This is a genomic window from Mycobacterium sp. NGS40, from assembly GCF_059812735.1.
In genome coordinates, this window is sequence record NZ_JCALDG010000004.1 from 93,578 (window position 1) to 109,594 (window position 16,017).

The window sequence follows — 16,017 nt, forward strand, 5'->3', positions numbered from 1 at the left end:
GTGAATTCTGCCATCGGAATTGTGGTCGCCCCCGCATCCCATTACGGTCAATTCGCCCGACCGATAACTCACTCACTTCGATGATCGCCGGCGAGGCGCGAGTCAGGGAGGCACGATGGTCGACCTACCGCGGGTGGAAGACGAATTCGCCGGAATCGTCAATCCATCGATAGCGGAATCCACCGCCGTCCGGCCATCGATCGCCTATCCACCGCCCGGCGCTCCGAACGTCGTCGTGGTGCTGCTCGACGACGTCGGATTTGGCGCCGCATCCACATTCGGCGGCCCGATTCCGACGCCATCGCTTGATCGTGTCGCCAATACCGGGTTGCGGTACAACCAATTTCACACCACCGCCCTATGCTCACCGACCCGCGCAGCGCTGTTGACCGGTCGAAACCATCACAGCGCGCACATGGGCACCATCTGCGAGATCGCCTACGGGTTTCCCGGCTACGACAGCGTAATCCCGCTGAGCACGGCCACAATCGCGCAAATTCTGCGGATGAACGGCTACGGCACCGCACTGTTCGGTAAGGCGCATTTCACGCCGACATGGGAGACCGGCCCAGCCGGTCCGTTCGACCGCTGGCCCACCGGACTCGGATTTGAACGCTTCTACGGCTTTCTCGGCGGTGATACGTCTCAATATGAGCCGGCCCTCTACGACCAGACCACGCCCGTCGAGCCCTACCTCGGCCGTGCCGATTACCACCTGACCGAGGACCTTGCGGCGAAGGCGATCGACTGGATCCGGCTACAGAGCAGCTCCGCCCCGTCTAAGCCGTTCTTCGTCTACTTCGCGCCTGGTGCCACGCACAGCCCTCACCAGGTATGGCCGGAATGGTCGCAAAGATTCGCGGGCCAATTCGACGACGGCTGGGATGCGCTGCGGGAAAGCATTTTTGCCCGCCAGGTCGAGATGGGCATCGTTCCGGCGACCGCGAAACTGACACCGCGGCCCGAGCAGATACCGGCCTGGGCGGACTATGACGACCGGTACAAGCCGGTGGCCCGGCGCCTGATGGAGGTCTATGCCGGCTTCCTGGCGCACACCGATGCCCAAGTCGGCCGGCTGGTCGACGCTATCGACGAGTTAGGCCAGTGGGAGAACACGTTATTCATCTACGTGTGCGGCGACAATGGCGCGTCGGCGGAGGGGACGTTGCACGGCGCGTGGAGCTCGCCGGCATTCCAGAACGGCCTGCCCGAAGACCCCGAATGGCTGCTGCAGCACCTGGCCGACTTCGGCACGCCCCGTTGCGAAAACCACTACAACGTCGGCTGGGCCTGGGCGCTCGACGCGCCGTTTCAGTGGATGAAGCAAGTGGCATCACACTTCGGCGGGACCCGCAACGGGCTCGCCATCTCCTGGCCACGAGGGATCAGCGCGGCGGGGGAGCAGCGCAGCCAGTTCCATCACGTGATCGACATCGTCCCCACCATCCTGGACGCCGCCGGCATCGACATGCCCACGCGCGTCAACGGCGTCGAGCAGAAGCCGATAGAGGGTGTCAGCATGCGGTACTCGTTCGACGACGCCGCCGCGGCAAGCCGGCGCACTACGCAGTATTTCGAGATCTTCGGCAATCGTGCTGTGTACCACCACGGTTGGATCGCGTCGTGCTTCCATGGGCGGCTTCCTTGGATTCGTACCCAGCGCCAGCGAGAGTTTGGTGACGGCGAACGCTGGGAGCTCTACGACCTCACCGAAGACTTCAGCCAAGGTGTCGACCTGGCCGCGCAATACCCGGAGAAGCTCAGCGAACTCAAAGCCGTGTTCGACTCCGAAGCGCGCAAATACGACGTCTACCCGCTGAACGACGCGACACTGACCCGCGCGCTGCCCGCCAACCGGCCCAGCCTGCTCGCGGATCGTACGTCCGTCACGTACTACGCCGGTCAGGTGCGTATTCCCGAAACAGCGACGCTGAGCTACACCAGCACGTCGTTCGAACTGCGCGCGCAGTTGCAGATCCCGCCGGGCGGCGCGCGCGGGGTGGTGATCAGTCTCGGCGGGGCGATGGGCGGGTGGACGCTGTACCTGCGGGACGGCATTCCGCAGTTCGCCTACAACTATCTGGGTCATGCGCTGACGACGGTCGCCGCGCAGGCTCCGTTGCCGGAAGGTCCAGTCACGCTGGGACTTTCCTTCGACTACGACGGCGGCGGGTTCGGCAGAGGAGCATCGGTGTCGCTGCTCGTCAACGAGACCACGGTGGCCGGCGGCCGGGTCGAGCAAACCGTGCCGTTTCGTTTCTCGATGAGTGGCGAGACGCTGGATGTGGGCACCGACACCGGCTCACCGGTCGCGCCGTACGGGCACGGCTTCCAGTTCACCGGCGGTATCCACCGGGTCGACGTAACCGTGCGCCCGCACCCCGCCGACCTGGCCGAGGCGATCGCGGAGGCGGAAATGCGTGCCGCGCTGGGCGCACAGTAGCCGTACCGCTAAGACCGCTCGTTATCCTGCGCCGGTGACCGACATGTGGAGCAGTCTTCTTCCGCTGATTGCCGGAAGCGCTTTCGAGCCGATCGAACTCATCATCACAATCATGCTGCTGGGCACCCCTTCCCGCGCCCGGGCTGCCGGAGCCTGGGTAGGAGGGCATGTCAGTACCCGGCTGCTGCAAGGGCTGATCTTCGGCACGATCCTGCATTGGGGGAAGCGCGACGCGGGATCGAATCACGCCCACCACTGGATTGTCTCGACCGTCCTTTTGGTGGTGGCGGTGCTTTTCCTGGTCACTATGGCGCGAGCGATCTTTGGTGCCGACGATCCCGACGCGCCTTCACCGAAATGGATGACCATGCTGACATCGGCATCGCCCACACAAGCGTTCCTCATCGGGGCAGCGATCGTGACAGTCTCGATAAAAGCGTGGGTCTTCACCCTGGCCGCGATCAGCGTCATCGGCAATGCCGAATTGAGCCGGGCGGCTCACGTCGTTTCGTACATCCTGTTCGTCGCGCTTGCCGCGATCGGCAACCTGCTCATCGTCGGCCTGGCGGCGATCTTCCCGGGACGGTCACGCCCCGTGTTGGACCGGACGCTGGCCTGGCTTCAACACAACGACCGGCCCATCATGATCGTGGTCGGGTTGGTGTTCGGAGTCTGGTTCGGGATCAAAGCCCTGCACGGCTTCGGGATTCTGTAGCTGGCCACGCCGAGAGCCGACGCCGGAGTCCCCGCCGCGCCGGTCCGGTGGTGGCATCCTGGCCGTATGGGTCTGATCATCCGGCTGGCGGAGTTCCTCATTCTGCTGCTGCCGCTGGTAGGCCTGGCCGTGGGCGCGGTACGCGCCTTCGGCGCGAACAAGCGGCGAGCCCCCGAAGCGCTTGAGCCGACGGCGCCGCCGCCCGAACCCACCGCCAACAGTCAAGCCGCGCAGTGGCGATCGCTGCGACGCATCCTCGACGAGCACCACCGCACCGACACCCGATGGCTGGAGTACGAACTCGACGTCGCCAAGCTGCTCGACTTCCCGCTGATGACGGATCTGCGCGATCCGCTGACCGTCGCTTTTCACAAGGCCAAGCTGCGTGCGGACCTGTTGCGGCCCGTCAAGGCCGAGGATCTGCTCGATGACCGCGAATCCGCCGCGCGCTATCAAGTCGCCGTCGAGGATTACGTGACCGCGTTCAACGTCGCCGAGGCCGAGGCAATACGCAGACGCCGCAACGACTTCTCCCGCGACGAACAACAACGCATCACACGCGCCCAGCGCCTGCTGCGGATGGCCTCAGACGCTGCCGCCGCGCCGCAGGAGCGGCAAAGCGCCTACGAGTCGGCCCGCAAAGAACTCGACGGGCTGATCGTGTTGCCCGCCACCACACAGGCCAGCATCGAGCGCGGAATCTCCGGTGAGATTGAGAGATAGGGCCTTTCTAGGGGCAGCGTGATGCCTTTGGGCCCTTATCGGCAACTGTCGGTGGCCGGCATCATGACGGCATCGCCATCGTCGGCGACCAACATCACGATCATCGAGGAGCCGGGCATGATCGAATACGATCTGGACAAAGAGAATTCCATCTTGGAGGTGCGACCGAAGGCCGCGCTCGACAAGCAAGATTTCGTCGACCTGGCGCAAGCCGTTGACCCCCTGATCGAGGCCCATGGCGACCTGGCCGGCCTGATTGTCAACGCGGCGTCGTTCCCGGGTTGGGACAGTTTTGGGTCGATGGTCACCCACTTCCGCTTCGTTCGGGATCATCATCGGCACGTCAAAAAAGTTGCGGTGGTGACCGATTCGCACCTGGGGGATGTCGCCGAGCGTCTGGCCTCGCATTTTGTGTCAGCCGAGATCCGGCATTTTCCCGCGGGACAGCCGGACGAAGCGCGCCAATGGATCGGATCCTGATGCGTTGACCCGCGGGCGTGTCACGATGATGAAGTGACCGCAACCGGGCAGCCCGACGACGCGCTGGCCGGTTACCCGGTCAACCCACCGCCGCTGCCCGGCCCGGTCATGTTCGACCAGCAGTGGAGCGATCTGACGTTCGTGCACTGGCCGGTCAAACCCGACAGCGTCGCACGCCTGTATCCACCGGGGACGCGTCCCGACGTATTCGCCGACGGGTTGACCTATGTGGCGTTGGTCCCGTTCATGATGACGAGTACCAAAGTCGGTGTCGCCCTGCCGCTTCCGTACTTTGGCAGCTTCGCCGAGACCAACGTCCGGCTCTATTCGATCGACGACGCCGGTCGCCACGGCGTCCTGTTCCGGTCGCTGGAAACCGCTCGACTGGCCGTCGTTCCCGTCACCCGGATCGGCCTCGGCGTCCCTTACACCTGGGCCAGGATGCGGTTGACCCGCGCCGGCAACCACCTCACCTATGACAGCGTGCGGCGGTGGCCGCGCCGCGGCCTGCGCAGCCGACTGACCGTCGCCGTCGGTGACGAGGTGGAGCCCACGCCGCTGGAGGTCTGGCTCACCGCCCGTTGGGGCGCACACACCCGCCGCGCCGGCCGGACCTGGTGGGTGCCCAACGAGCACGGACCGTGGCCGCTGCGCGCGGCGCAAATCCTGGAGTGCAGCGACGAACTGGTCGACGCCAGTGCGGTGCCGCGCGCCGGCGACCGATTGCGCGGCCTGTACTCATCAGGTGTACGAACCCGCTTCGGCCGTCCCTGCGTCGTTCGGTGACGAGGTCTCAGGGGATCGTGTAGCCGCCATCGATCACGACGTCCGAACCGGTCATGTAGCTGGACGCGTCGCTGGCCAGGTAGACGTAGAGGCCGACTAGTTCCTCCGGCCGGCCGATGCGGCCGAGCGGAATCTTGGGCTCCCACAGCCGGTGATACTCCGCCATCGGTTCGACGAGCTCGGTGAGGATGTAGCCCGGGCTGACGCTGTTCACCCGGATGTTGTGCGGCGCGAGCTCGACGGCCATCGCTTTGGTCAGGTGGATGACCGCGGCCTTGGAGGTGCAGTAGTGGCCCGCTTGCTGCGGGATGTTGATGATGTGGCCCGACATCGAGGCGGTGTTGATGATGGCGCCGCCACGGCCCTGGCTGACCATCGCGCGCGCCGCCGCCTGCGCGGTGAGGAATACACCGTTCACATTCGTATCCTGGATGGCCTGGAACTCCTCCGGCGACATGTCCAGCATCGCTTTCAGATTGATGATCCCGGCATTGCAGACGGCGATGTCGATGCCGCCCAACTCCGCGACCACCTGGTCGACCATTCGGTTCACCTGATCGGGCCGGGTCACGTCACAGGTGATCGGCACGACCGTGTCGCCGGCCGCAGCGAGCTCGCCGGCGACCGTCTCCAAGACGTCGGTATGCCGTGCCGCAATGGCGACTTGCGCACCGGCCTGCAGGTAGGCCTCGGCCACCTTTTTGCCGATACCGGTGGACGCCCCGGTCACCAGAGCCGTCCTGCCGCGCAAATCAAACAACTCCAACACGCTCATTCGATATCCCTATTCAGACGAGCCACGTAAAACCAGAACCCGTTCTAGTGTGTCCGCTATGGGCAACTTCAGCAGGGCCGAAATCGAGCAAGCCGTCGAGCACTACACAACCGTGGCGGAAGGGTGCAGCGCGTCCGGCGACTGGGCGCCTTTTGCGGATTTGTTCACTGAGGACGTTGTCTACATCGAACACCACTACGGCGTCTTTCACGGCCGCGAGGCGGTCAGGGAATGGATTGTCGCCGTGATGGCGCCGTTCCCGCACATGCGCTTTCCCAGCGACTGGATCGCTTACGACGAGGACAATGACGCCGTCGTCATTATGATCAAGAATCTGCTCGACCACCCGACCGACCCGGACGGGGAACCGTTCTGGTTCCCGAACTGGACGCGACTGGTCTACGCCGGCAACGGCCTGTTCTCCAGCGAGGAAGACATCTACAACCCCAACCGCGATGCGCCGGGTGTCGTCGCGGCCTGGATGGAAGCGGGCGGGCAGTTCGCGTCAACCGAGTTCTTGCAACCCAACGCGCACTAGGCCTTCGGGGAAATCGCGGCGAGGTCGCGCTGTCGCTTGCGCCGGCGTGACCGGACCGCCGACAGCGCCTGATCCCAGGCGATCATCGTCGTCGCCTTGAGGTTGGCCGGCTTGGCGCTGTCCTTCGAAAGCAGCGCGGTGGCAGCGGCTTTCGTGGTTGGCGACGCCTTCGACAGGTGACCGGAGTCGAACGGTGGCTGCGGGTCGTATTCGATCGCGAGCTGGATCGCCCTGGCGCGGCCCTCGCCCCCGATCTCGCCGGCCAGCCAGAACGCGAGGTCGAGTCCCGCGGACACGCCGGCACTGGTGATGACGTTGTCCTGGCGCACCACCCGCTCGTCGCCGACCGGGATCGCGCCGAATCCCTTCAGCATCGGGATCGCCAGCCAATGCGATGTCGCTCGCCGGCCCTCGAGCAGGCCGGCCGCGGCCAGGATCACCGAGCCCGAGCACACCGACGCCGTCCAGCTCGCGGTTTGATGTGCCGCGCGCAGCCAGTCCAGCAGCACTTCGTCGCGGGCGTGCACCGGAGTCGACGGGCCACCGGGCACGACAATGACGTCGGGCCAGGGCGTTTCGGCCAGCGAATGCGTGGCACCGATGACCAGTACGCCGGAGTCCGCGGTGATCGGCCCGGATTCGTGCCAGACGAAGCGCACCTGGGCGCCCGGCAGATTGCGCAGCACCTCATACGGGCCGATCATGTCCAGCGCGGTGAATCCGGGGTAAGCCACGAAGGCGATCTGAGTCATCGATGCGGTCCTTTCTGATTACGCGAATGTCTTGCGGTACTGGTCCGGCGAAACACCGATACGACGAATAAAGTTGCGCCGCATGGTTTCTGCGGTGCCGAAGCCGCACCGGGCCGCAATCGCCACGACGGTGTCGTCGGTTTCTTCCAACTGTCGGCGCGCGGCTTCGGTGCGGACCCGTTCGACGTAGTGGCCCGGCGCCTCGCCGACCTCATCGGTGAACACCCGGGTGAAGTGCCGCGGGCTCATCGTCGCCCGGCGAGCCAGATCGCCGATGCTGTGCGCGGCTCCCGGCTGCGCCTCGATGGCCTCCTGCACCTCGCGGATGCAGACGCGTTTGGCCCGCGGCACCCATACCGGCGCCGCGAATTGGGTCTGCCCGCCGGGGCGGCGCAGATACAGCACCATCCAGCGGGCAACGGTCTGCGCGGTCTCGGTTCCGTGGTCATCCTCGACCAGGGACAGCGCGAGGTCGATACCCGCGGCTACACCCGCGGCCGTCCACACCACCTCGGAGCTCCGGACGAAGATCGGGTCGGGGTCGACCACGACGGCGGGGAACTCACTGGCCAGCCGGTCGGCGAAGGCCCAGTGGGTGGTGGCGCGGCAGCCGTCCAGCAGCCCGGCCTCGGCGGCGAGGAAGGCGCCTGTGCAGACGGTGACGACGCGGCGGGCGCTGCCCGCGGCGGCTCTGATCCAGGCCACCAGGTCCGCGTCTTGCCGAGCGGCATCGACGCCACCGCCGCCGGGCAGCACGACCGTGTCGATCTGGTCGTCCGGGTCGGGCAGCGGGGCACCGACGAACGCGAGGCCGGTTCCGGTGGTGATCGGCCGGCCGCGCACCGAGGCCAAGACGACGTCGTATCCGCCGTCGGTCAGCAGCGCCGCGCCGGTGAACACGTCGTAGGGTCCGACGACGTCGAGTGCCTGCACACCCGGAAAGCCGACGATAACGACCTTGCGAACCATGGCTTCAGTGTTGGCCGAACCGAGGTATGTCGTCTAGGCCTAGTACCCCACGAATTAGGACATCGGACCTGACCCAACCCCGCCCGAGCGGCCTTGGCAGACTGTGACCATGGCACAGATAACCCTGCGAGGAAACGCGATCAACACTGTCGGCGAGCTTCCCGCCGTCGGATCCAAAGCCCCGGCCTTCAACTTGACCGGCGCCGACCTGAGCGCCGTGAGCAGCGACCAGTTCAGCGGTAAGTCCGTGCTGCTGAACATCTTTCCGTCGGTGGACACCCCGGTGTGCGCGACCAGCGTGCGGAAGTTCAACGAGCGTGCCGCGGGCGGCGGTGCGACCGTGGTGAACGTGTCCAAGGACCTGCCGTTCGCGCAGAAGCGGTTCTGCGGCGCAGAGGGCATCGAGAACGTCACCACGGCCTCGGCATTCCGCGACAGCTTCGGCGAGGACTACGGCATCACGATCGCCGACGGTCCGATGGCCGGCCTGTTGGGCCGGGCCGTCGTGGTGATCGGCGCTGACGGCAATGTCGCCTACGCGCAGCTGGTGCCGGAGATCGCCGAGGAGCCGGACTACGACGCCGCGCTGGCAGCGCTGGGCGCCTAGCCTCGGGTCGCATTCCGGGTTGCCCGGTACTGCGGATATTCGTTGCGGTGACGAACTTTCGCCGCTTCTGAGCAGTGGTGTCGACACCGATGCGTGTTAGCCTGTCGATTCCCGTCGCGTTAGCCTCGGGCTCGGCACACAAACTCGGCACCCAGAGGAGTAACCGCGCAATGATGCGTTTCGTCCAAGCCGCGTCCGCGGCCGTGCTCGTCAGCGCGATTGCGGTGCCGCTGGCCGGGTGTAGCAGCAAGTCGACCGTCAAACCCGATGGCGCAGCGCAATCGGTGGTCGACGTCGTCTCCAAGCAGACCGGCTTTCATCCCGCCGACGTGCACTGCCCGGACGGTGTAGAGGCCAAAGTCGGCGTCCAGTTCGACTGTCACTTCACCGGCCCGGAGGGCAAGGAGTACACCGCCGACATGAAGATCACCAAGGTCAACGGCGAGCAGGTCGACTTCGCTGTCAACACCCACCCGAGCTAGGGCCGCAGCCGATCGGCGGTGGCGGTCAGCACCTCGCGGCATCCGGTCCACATTTGCGTGATGATCTCAGCGGCCGGTGGCAGGTCGTCGATCCGGCCGGCGACCTGACCGGTGTTGGCGACACTGGCGTCCATGTCGCCCTCGAAATACAGTCGCTGCACGCGTTGCAACGCCGCGCCGCCTTCTTCCAAAGAAGCTGAGGCATCCAGCTTTTCGGCGGCCGGAGTGCGGATCACACGCATCATTCGTTTGCCGTCGAGCGGCAGCAGCACGGTGCCGGTCTCGTCGGCCGCCACGACGGCTTGTTTGAGATTGCCGTGTACCGGCGAATCCGCCGAGGCCAGCAACCGCGTGCCCATCTGGACGGCTTCGGCGCCGAGCACGAACGCCGCGGCCATCGATCGGGCGTCGCAGATTCCGCCGGCGGCCACGATCGGGACATCGACGTGCGCGGCCACCAAGGGCAGCAGCACCATCGTCGACGCCCCGAACCGGTTCTTGAACCCGCCGCCCTCGACTCCCTCGACAACGAGGCCGTCCACGCCGGCGTCGACGGCTTTCTTGGCCGCTTCCAGCGTGCCCACCACGTGGAACACGGTGATGCCCGCGTCGTGCAGCCGCTCGGTGAACAGCTTGGGACTCCCGGCCGAGGTGGTGACGAACCGAATGCCGTTGGCGACGAGCAGGTCGACAACCGTCAGGTCACGGTTGAACAGCAGTGCGATGTTTGCGCCCACCGAGCCGCGGGTGAGGGTGTGCACCCGCGCAATGTCGGCCCGCCCCTGATCGGAGGTGGTCTCGATGATTCCCAGCCCGCCCGCGTTGGATACCGCGGCGGCGAGCTGGGCGCCGGCGATGTAGGTCATCGGCGCCTGGATGATCGGGATGTCGATTCGTGCGAGTTCGCAGACTCGGTTGGTCGCGGGCTCGGCCCGGCCGGCGGTCATCGGTCCCGCGGATCGACGAGCTCGCGGAAGCGTTGCGCGCCGAAGACGGACGCGCCGAGGCTTCGCACCCGGTCGGTCAGCGCCCGATCGGACGTGACGACCCGGATCTCGTCCGGTCTGGAGTCGGCGTGAACCAGTCGGACGATCTCGTCGTCGGCCGAGTTCGCGGCCGCTTTGGGCGCATGCGCGATCTCGATCGCCGTCGATGTGATGGCCGTCGAAGGCGGCCGCTCAAACACCACCGTCACCGTGTCTCCTCGTGCGCGGGCCCAGCTGTCCAATCTGTCTACCAAAGCGGCCATCGCACCGTCACGATCCCGCCACCAACCGTCGGGGCGAGCGCCGATGACGTTCATACCGTCGACGATCCAGCGCACCAGCCCACAGTAGGGCGGTCGCTAATCTGTGCTCCGCACCAGGATGTCGGCGGCGACTGTCTCGGGGATCTCGATGTGAGGGCAGTGTCCGGCGTCGTCGTACTCGATCAGATCGGCCGCCGGCATGCGGCTGCGAAGCTCCTCGGCGATCGCGGCGCCGGACACCGGATCACACATGCCCCAAAGGAACGACAGTGGAATGGTGGTGCGGGTGAGTGCGCTTTCGAAGCGAACCTTATTGGCGGCACGTTCTGGTATGTAACGCAACAGCTTTCGCTGAATATCGCGTCCGGGATCGTTTTCCCGGAACGCGCGATAGTGCAGCACGGCGCGCTCGCGGTCAAGCGGATGTGCGGGGGAGAACACCTCACCCCAGGTGCGAACAAACAGCGACTCGGTGAACAAACGTGCCAGCAGTGCGCCCACCACGGGAATCAAGCTGGCGCGCTGCGCGATTCGTGGCCGGTATCGATCGGCGAACAGGCCGGCGTTGAGAAGGATGCAGCGCTTGATGTCGGCGCCCCCTTCGTCCCGGCGGGCGAGCAGCTCGGTTGCCACGATCGCGCCGTAGTCGTAGGCGACCACCGTCGGCGCGGACGGGGCGTATGCGGCGATGACCGCCTCGGCCAGGTCGGCCTGTTCGAACACGCTGTAGCGGTGCCCGAGCGGCTTGTCGCTCGCGCCGTAGCCGAGAAAGTCGAAACTGATCACCTCGTGGTGTCGTGCCAACGCCGGCTCGATGGCCGACCATTCGAACGACGACGCGGGAAACCCATGCAGCAGAACCAACGGCGTGCCCTGGCCGACCCGACGGACGAAAACCCTTCGCGGCGCACCGCGCAGCGTCATCACCACCGTCTGCCCGCCGTGCCGCCAATCTTCCAGTGCGGTGGTCACACGCCCTCCCGAGGATCAGTCTCAATTCGAGACCAAACGCTAGCAGGAGTGGTCTCTTTTTGAAACCACCGCGGGTAACATCAGTGCCATGCGCTACGAGGAACTCGCCGATTTCCCCTGCTCGATCACCAGGCCGCTGGTGGTTTTGGGAGATCGGTGGACATTGCTGGTCCTCAAGACAGCCTTCAACGGGGTCCGTCGCTTCAACGCTTTCCAGGCGGCTCTGGGTATTTCGCGGAGCAGGCTGCAGGACCGGCTCGACCGTCTCGTCGAGCACGAGATCTTGGCCAAGACGAAGTCCGGCGACGGCAATTACGAGGAGTACCGGCTCACCCCGAAAGGCCACGATGTCTATCCGGTGTTGATGGCGCTGCGCGACTGGGGCGATCGGTACATGGCCCCGGACGGCCCGCCCGTGCACTTCCGCCATCGCGACTGCCCGGGCGAGGCGCACGTCAGCCTCGCCTGCGACGTGTGCGGCAACCCCCTGACCGCGCGCAATGTCGACCCCGTCCCGGGCCCCGGGCTTAGCTGAAACGCTAACGGCGCCAGTAACACGCGATTTCGATGGCTAGACACTTTGAGTAATTGGTACGGTCACCGGTATCAGTTCCCGGGATCGACAGGAGAGCGCCGATGACGTCGTTAGCCGATACGAGCGACCGCGTGGTTTCGCTGGCTCGCGGCATGCGCGACCTGGTGGCCGAGCAAGCCGCCGAGTCCGAGCGAATCCGCACTCTTTCGACTCCGATCGTGGACCAGATGTGGGCCAGCGGGCTGATGTCGTCGTTTAACCCCGAGGTGGCCGGGGGCCTCGAGCCGTCGTTTACCGAGATGATCGATACCTGGATCGAAATGGCTTGGCAGGACGGCTCATTCGGGTGGATTGGCATCGCCAACCTGCCGTCGTCGTTCGCCGCGGCGGCCTATCTGCCCGACGAGGGCTTCGCCGAGGTGTTCACCGCCCACGACAACCGCGTGACGATGGGCGGCCAGTTCTTTCCCAACGGGCAGGGGATCGTCGTCGACGGCGGCTATCAGCTCAGCGGCTCGTGGAGCTTCGGTTCCGGCATCGGCCATTCCGAGTACGTGGCGGCCGGATTTATGCCGCTGGACAACGGCGAGATGCGTTGGATCAGCGAAGGCCTGCCCGAGATGCACGTCGCCGTGCTGCCACGAAACCAGGTCAGCTTCAACGACGGGTGGCATGTCCAGGGGCTCAAGGGAACAGGGTCCTACGACTACAGCGTTACCGACGTGTTCGTGCCGGCCGGCCGCACCTTCGAGCTCTTCGCCCGGCGGCCGCACCGCGGGACGTCGCCGGCCACCCGGATGGGCCTGATGCCGGTCACCGCCGCCGGCCACGCATCGTGGGCGCTGGGCGTGGCCAAGAGCATGCTCGACGACGTGCAGGAACTTGCCGCCACCAAATTCCGGATGAGCGACATGGCGTCTCTGGCCAGCCGCCCCACCTTCCAGAAGGGCCTGGCGCACCATCGCGCTGCCTGGCGCGCGGCGCGCCTTCTGGTGCTCGACGCCTTCACCGCCGCCGAGGCCGCGGTGGCCGCGGGCGACGACCTCACCCCGGCGTTGCGCGCCGATATGCGGGTGGCCGCCGTCTACGCCACCGATACGGCCCGAGCGTGTGCCGAATGGGCCCACCTCGTCGCGGGGACCAGCTCGATCCGCGAGGGCACTCGCCTCGAGCGCGCGTTCCGCGACATCTATACCGGCACTCAACACGCCTTTATCAGCGAGAAGGTGGCCATCGACGCCGCCCAGATCTGGCTGGGCATCATCGAGGATCAGCCGGGGCTCTGAGGGGCGGCGCCTCAGAGCAGCTGCTCACCCGTCTGCTTGCCGTCGGCGTCTTTGGACTCCGGGGTGCCGTCGTCGTTCGTCAACGACGACGCCAGTGCCGGCCCGGTCCCACCCGCGGCGGCGCCACTCGCCCCGGCCGCACTCGCGGCCGCTCCGCCGGTCGATGCACCGCCGGCGGTAGCGCCGCCCAGGCCGCCCTGGCCGACCGACCCCAGCGACGAGCCGAGCGAACTGAGGGTGCTCAGCGGCGCGCTGCCGGCGCTGAGCAGTGTTGATGCCGCACTCATCGTGGTAGGCATCGAGGCCGCGCCGGCCGCGGGGGTCGGCGCGACCGCCGCGCCTTCGACCAGGTTCGCCAATGCCGGTGTGCGGGCCGGCGTCCCGGCCGCGCCGGGCACAGTTTCGGCGCGCAGCAGCCGGGTGGCCGGAGCCGGACTGGCCAACGACCTCGACATGGGCGCGCCGGCGCTTTGGAATTCGACGGCGGTGGTGCGCGCCGCGTTGGTCTGTAGGGCACCCGCGGCGGTCGCGTCGGTCTGGGCATACATCCGGGTGATGTTCACCAGCGCCGCGCCGGTCCGTGAAATCTCTTGGTGGGCGGCGGCGTGAGCGGCCAACGTCTTGCTGGCCTCGGCGGCAAACGCCATCGCGGCCTGCATCGAGACTTCCTCGGCGCCCGCGGGCACCAGTGCGGTCACCATCGGTGCCGTGGCGGCTCCGGAAGCCAAGGCGCTGGCGCCCATCGCCGTCAACTGCCCGCCGATGATGGCAACGGCCGGATCGTGCGACATGGATGTCATGTGCGTCGTGCTCCTAGGTGTGTGTGCGCCCGGCACCGTGGCGGATTGCATTGATTCTACCGAGGCGAACGGCCGCCAAAGGCACAAATTCTCGCCGACACAACGAAGGGCGATCCGGTCAAAGGTGTGTCAACAACCGCTCGGTGAATTCCTCGGGATGTTCTCGGTGCATGAAATGCCCGCCGGGAACCTCCTCGACGACGTAGCGGCCTCGAACATCCGGGCGGCACCCCCGATAATCCGAGGGCTCGGCGACCGGATCATCCAGTCCGGCAAAGACAACCGTCGGCACCTTGATCCGCGCCTTCAGCGACGGGCTCGGAATGGGGGAGAGCTTTCGGTAGTAGCCGAACGCGGCATTGAGACTCGCCGGATTCGCGAAGCCGGCGCGCACGGCCTCGAATTCGCTCGGATCCGGGCTCCAGGTGGGAGACCATCGCCGGTAAATGGCGGGTAGCGCGGCGAAGTCGTTGCGCGCGAAGCGGTTCGGTGCCCCCGGCAGCTTATAGGCCACGAAATGGCGGACGCCCCAGGCTTTCCGAAGCGTCGGTTTGAGCGCGCCCGGATGTGGAATGCCGATCGCGAAAAGCTTTTTCACGCGATCCGGGCCGAGCGCGGCCGCACCGTAGGCAGCGCAGGCTCCCCAATCGTGGCCGATCACGACGGCGTCGCGCGCCCCGAGCGCTTCGATCAATGCCAGCGGATCGCGGGCCAGGGTCTCTTGATCGGGGTCGCGGTCCGGGATCCCGCTGGGGTCATAGCCACGCATGAACGGACTCACCGCGCGATAGCCCTTCGCCGCGATCGCCGGGCGCAGCTGGTCCCACGAATGCGCGGTGTCGGGGAAACCGTGCAGCATCAGCACGAGGGGGCCTGAGCCCTCCTCGAGACAGGCGAATCTGAGCCCATTCGCGTCGACGAACCGCACCGAATCTGCCATGACGAGCGCGACGTTACGCCGATGGTCGCGGCCCGGCGAGCGTCGCTTACCATCAGCGCATGCGCGGCTCAAAGATCCTGATCACCGGTCCGACCGGACAAGTTGCCACCCCCGTCGCCAAGGCGCTGGCAGCCGACAACGAAGTATGGGGCATCGCCCGGTTCACCAATCCCGCGGTCCGCGAGGATCTCGAGAAGGCGGGCGTGCGGTGCCAGACGGTCAATCTGGCCGCCGGCGACTTCGCCGGTCTGCCAGATGACTTCGACTACGTCCTGAATCTCGCGGTGGCCAAGAGTGGCCACTGGGACACGGATCTGGCCGCCAACGCCGAATCCGTCGGGCTTCTGATGGCGCATTGCCGTAGCGCAAAAGCTTTCGTGCACTGCTCATCTGGGGCTGTGTACGACCCACCGGACGACGAAGTCCGGACCGAGGACGCCGCGTTGGGTGACAACCACAAGCCGTTATTCCCCACCTATTCCATCTCGAAAATCGCGGGCGAGGTCGTCGCCCGGACGATGGCGCGCGCCCTGAATGTCCCCACGACGATCGCCCGCCTCAACGTCCCCTATGGCGACAACGGCGGGTGGCCGTTCTATCACATGGAGATGATGCTGGCCGGCATCCCGATTCCGGTCCCGGCCGGCGATCCGGCCCGTTACACCCCGATCCACGAGGACGACATAATCGCCACCATCCCGAAGCTGTTCGAGGTGGCATCGGTGCCGGCCACCACCCTCAACTGGTGCGGTGAACAGAACGTCAGCCTGCAGGAGTGGTGCGCCTACCTCGGGTCACTGGTCGGCAAGGAGCCGGTGTTCGAGGAGAGCGAGCAGGCGCTGCGCGGCAACCCCACCGACGCCAGCCGGATGCGCGAGCTCGTCGGCGCCGCGACGGTCGACTGGCGTGACGGCATGCGGCGCATGGCAATCAAGTTCCATCCGGAGCTCGTCAGCGCGTAAGAG

19 protein-coding genes are annotated in these 16,017 nt (G+C 66.3%); 11 read left to right on the forward strand and 8 right to left on the reverse strand.

The window, feature by feature from the left end; translation table 11 throughout:
* Positions 1 to 115: 115 nt before the first annotated feature.
* The 5 genes from AC5Y5O_RS08065 (at position 116) to AC5Y5O_RS08085 (ending at position 5,147) form a co-directional block, all read left to right on the forward strand.
* On the forward strand, positions 116 to 2,443 hold the full coding sequence (locus AC5Y5O_RS08065; protein ID WP_096287975.1) for an arylsulfatase: 2,328 nt from the start codon (positions 116 to 118) through the stop codon (positions 2,441 to 2,443).
* Positions 2,444 to 2,486: 43 nt separating this feature from the next.
* Complete coding sequence (locus AC5Y5O_RS08070) at positions 2,487 to 3,158, forward strand: GAP family protein (protein WP_096291159.1); 672 nt, start codon at positions 2,487 to 2,489, stop codon at positions 3,156 to 3,158.
* 66 nt (positions 3,159 to 3,224) lie between these two features.
* Positions 3,225 to 3,881 (forward strand): hypothetical protein, encoded by a 657-nt coding sequence (locus AC5Y5O_RS08075; RefSeq protein ID WP_096287977.1) that lies wholly within the window; start codon positions 3,225 to 3,227, stop codon positions 3,879 to 3,881.
* Positions 3,882 to 3,998: 117 nt separating this feature from the next.
* Entirely contained in the window at positions 3,999 to 4,361 is a 363-nt protein-coding gene (locus tag AC5Y5O_RS08080; protein ID WP_096291160.1) for a SpoIIAA family protein, read from the forward strand.
* A gap of 108 nt (positions 4,362 to 4,469) precedes the next feature.
* Positions 4,470 to 5,147, forward strand: coding sequence for a YqjF family protein (locus AC5Y5O_RS08085; RefSeq protein ID WP_423790917.1), 678 nt, complete (start codon positions 4,470 to 4,472; stop codon positions 5,145 to 5,147).
* A 7-nt stretch (positions 5,148 to 5,154) separates the two neighbouring features.
* On the opposite strand, the gene AC5Y5O_RS08090 is transcribed toward AC5Y5O_RS08085, so the two are convergent.
* Positions 5,155 to 5,922, reverse strand: a complete 768-nt coding sequence (locus tag AC5Y5O_RS08090) for an SDR family oxidoreductase (RefSeq protein WP_096287981.1) — start codon at positions 5,920 to 5,922, stop codon at positions 5,155 to 5,157.
* Positions 5,923 to 5,980: 58 nt separating this feature from the next.
* On the opposite strand from AC5Y5O_RS08090, the gene AC5Y5O_RS08095 reads away from it, so the two are divergent.
* Positions 5,981 to 6,460, forward strand: a complete 480-nt coding sequence (locus tag AC5Y5O_RS08095; protein ID WP_096287983.1) for a nuclear transport factor 2 family protein — start codon at positions 5,981 to 5,983, stop codon at positions 6,458 to 6,460.
* Here AC5Y5O_RS08095 and AC5Y5O_RS08100 read toward each other — a convergent pair.
* On the reverse strand, positions 6,457 to 7,212 hold the full coding sequence (locus AC5Y5O_RS08100) for a DJ-1/PfpI family protein (protein WP_096287985.1): 756 nt from the start codon (positions 7,210 to 7,212) through the stop codon (positions 6,457 to 6,459). The genes AC5Y5O_RS08095 and AC5Y5O_RS08100 overlap by 4 nt on opposite strands.
* 18 nt (positions 7,213 to 7,230) lie before the next feature.
* On the reverse strand, positions 7,231 to 8,181 hold the full coding sequence (locus AC5Y5O_RS08105; protein ID WP_096287986.1) for a GlxA family transcriptional regulator: 951 nt from the start codon (positions 8,179 to 8,181) through the stop codon (positions 7,231 to 7,233).
* A gap of 109 nt (positions 8,182 to 8,290) precedes the next feature.
* Here AC5Y5O_RS08105 and tpx point away from each other — a divergent pair, with 109 nt between their 5' ends.
* Together tpx and AC5Y5O_RS08115 are read left to right on the forward strand one after the other, a co-directional pair.
* Positions 8,291 to 8,788 (forward strand): thiol peroxidase, encoded by a 498-nt coding sequence (gene tpx / locus AC5Y5O_RS08110; RefSeq protein ID WP_096287988.1) that lies wholly within the window; start codon positions 8,291 to 8,293, stop codon positions 8,786 to 8,788.
* 170 nt (positions 8,789 to 8,958) lie between these two features.
* Positions 8,959 to 9,270: a DUF4333 domain-containing protein gene (locus AC5Y5O_RS08115; protein ID WP_243394041.1), complete on the forward strand. Its 312-nt coding sequence runs from the start codon at positions 8,959 to 8,961 to the stop codon at positions 9,268 to 9,270.
* Here the strand turns inward: AC5Y5O_RS08115 and AC5Y5O_RS08120 are convergent.
* The 3 genes from AC5Y5O_RS08120 to AC5Y5O_RS08130 all read right to left on the reverse strand — a co-directional run bounded on the left by AC5Y5O_RS08120 (position 9,267) and on the right by AC5Y5O_RS08130 (position 11,491).
* Positions 9,267 to 10,136: an NAD(P)H-dependent flavin oxidoreductase gene (locus tag AC5Y5O_RS08120; protein WP_243394138.1), complete on the reverse strand. Its 870-nt coding sequence runs from the start codon at positions 10,134 to 10,136 to the stop codon at positions 9,267 to 9,269. The genes AC5Y5O_RS08115 and AC5Y5O_RS08120 overlap by 4 nt on opposite strands.
* 77 nt (positions 10,137 to 10,213) lie before the next feature.
* Positions 10,214 to 10,594 (reverse strand): NYN domain-containing protein, encoded by a 381-nt coding sequence (locus tag AC5Y5O_RS08125; protein ID WP_096287992.1) that lies wholly within the window; start codon positions 10,592 to 10,594, stop codon positions 10,214 to 10,216.
* 21 nt (positions 10,595 to 10,615) lie between these two features.
* Positions 10,616 to 11,491, reverse strand: a complete 876-nt coding sequence (locus AC5Y5O_RS08130) for an alpha/beta fold hydrolase (RefSeq protein WP_096287994.1) — start codon at positions 11,489 to 11,491, stop codon at positions 10,616 to 10,618.
* 88 nt (positions 11,492 to 11,579) lie between these two features.
* On the opposite strand from AC5Y5O_RS08130, the gene AC5Y5O_RS08135 reads away from it, so the two are divergent.
* Entirely contained in the window at positions 11,580 to 12,026 is a 447-nt protein-coding gene (locus tag AC5Y5O_RS08135; RefSeq protein WP_500024573.1) for a winged helix-turn-helix transcriptional regulator, read from the forward strand.
* Between the two features lie 101 nt (positions 12,027 to 12,127).
* A complete protein-coding gene (locus AC5Y5O_RS08140; RefSeq protein WP_500024576.1) occupies positions 12,128 to 13,312 on the forward strand; it encodes an acyl-CoA dehydrogenase family protein in 1,185 nt (394 codons plus the stop codon).
* 11 nt (positions 13,313 to 13,323) lie between these two features.
* On the opposite strand, the gene AC5Y5O_RS08145 is transcribed toward AC5Y5O_RS08140, so the two are convergent.
* Together AC5Y5O_RS08145 and AC5Y5O_RS08150 are read right to left on the reverse strand one after the other, a co-directional pair.
* Positions 13,324 to 14,112 (reverse strand): PE domain-containing protein, encoded by a 789-nt coding sequence (locus tag AC5Y5O_RS08145; RefSeq protein WP_096288000.1) that lies wholly within the window; start codon positions 14,110 to 14,112, stop codon positions 13,324 to 13,326.
* A gap of 118 nt (positions 14,113 to 14,230) precedes the next feature.
* Entirely contained in the window at positions 14,231 to 15,052 is an 822-nt protein-coding gene (locus tag AC5Y5O_RS08150; RefSeq protein WP_500024578.1) for an alpha/beta fold hydrolase, read from the reverse strand.
* Positions 15,053 to 15,111: 59 nt separating this feature from the next.
* On the opposite strand from AC5Y5O_RS08150, the gene AC5Y5O_RS08155 reads away from it, so the two are divergent.
* A complete protein-coding gene (locus tag AC5Y5O_RS08155; protein WP_500024580.1) occupies positions 15,112 to 16,014 on the forward strand; it encodes an NAD-dependent epimerase/dehydratase family protein in 903 nt (300 codons plus the stop codon).
* Positions 16,015 to 16,017 lie beyond the last annotated feature (3 nt).

Excerpts from the sequence above, each read along its gene's own strand:
- AC5Y5O_RS08065 (WP_096287975.1), top strand. The coding sequence starts at position 116 with ATGGTCGACCTACCGCGGGTGGAAGACGAATTCGCCGGAATCGTCAAT.
- AC5Y5O_RS08070 (WP_096291159.1), top strand. The coding sequence starts at position 2,487 with ATGTGGAGCAGTCTTCTTCCGCTGATTGCCGGAAGCGCTTTCGAGCCG.
- AC5Y5O_RS08075 (WP_096287977.1), top strand. The coding sequence starts at position 3,225 with ATGGGTCTGATCATCCGGCTGGCGGAGTTCCTCATTCTGCTGCTGCCG.
- AC5Y5O_RS08080 (WP_096291160.1), top strand. The coding sequence starts at position 3,999 with ATGATCGAATACGATCTGGACAAAGAGAATTCCATCTTGGAGGTGCGA.
- AC5Y5O_RS08085 (WP_423790917.1), top strand. The coding sequence starts at position 4,470 with ATGTTCGACCAGCAGTGGAGCGATCTGACGTTCGTGCACTGGCCGGTC.
- AC5Y5O_RS08090 (WP_096287981.1), bottom strand. The coding sequence starts at position 5,922 with ATGAGCGTGTTGGAGTTGTTTGATTTGCGCGGCAGGACGGCTCTGGTG.
- AC5Y5O_RS08095 (WP_096287983.1), top strand. The coding sequence starts at position 5,981 with ATGGGCAACTTCAGCAGGGCCGAAATCGAGCAAGCCGTCGAGCACTAC.
- AC5Y5O_RS08100 (WP_096287985.1), bottom strand. The coding sequence starts at position 7,212 with ATGACTCAGATCGCCTTCGTGGCTTACCCCGGATTCACCGCGCTGGAC.
- AC5Y5O_RS08105 (WP_096287986.1), bottom strand. The coding sequence starts at position 8,181 with ATGGTTCGCAAGGTCGTTATCGTCGGCTTTCCGGGTGTGCAGGCACTC.
- tpx (WP_096287988.1), top strand. The coding sequence starts at position 8,291 with ATGGCACAGATAACCCTGCGAGGAAACGCGATCAACACTGTCGGCGAG.
- AC5Y5O_RS08115 (WP_243394041.1), top strand. The coding sequence starts at position 8,959 with ATGATGCGTTTCGTCCAAGCCGCGTCCGCGGCCGTGCTCGTCAGCGCG.
- AC5Y5O_RS08120 (WP_243394138.1), bottom strand. The coding sequence starts at position 10,136 with ATGACCTACATCGCCGGCGCCCAGCTCGCCGCCGCGGTATCCAACGCG.
- AC5Y5O_RS08135 (WP_500024573.1), top strand. The coding sequence starts at position 11,580 with ATGCGCTACGAGGAACTCGCCGATTTCCCCTGCTCGATCACCAGGCCG.
- AC5Y5O_RS08140 (WP_500024576.1), top strand. The coding sequence starts at position 12,128 with ATGACGTCGTTAGCCGATACGAGCGACCGCGTGGTTTCGCTGGCTCGC.
- AC5Y5O_RS08145 (WP_096288000.1), bottom strand. The coding sequence starts at position 14,112 with ATGACATCCATGTCGCACGATCCGGCCGTTGCCATCATCGGCGGGCAG.
- AC5Y5O_RS08150 (WP_500024578.1), bottom strand. The coding sequence starts at position 15,052 with ATGGCAGATTCGGTGCGGTTCGTCGACGCGAATGGGCTCAGATTCGCC.
- AC5Y5O_RS08155 (WP_500024580.1), top strand. The coding sequence starts at position 15,112 with ATGCGCGGCTCAAAGATCCTGATCACCGGTCCGACCGGACAAGTTGCC.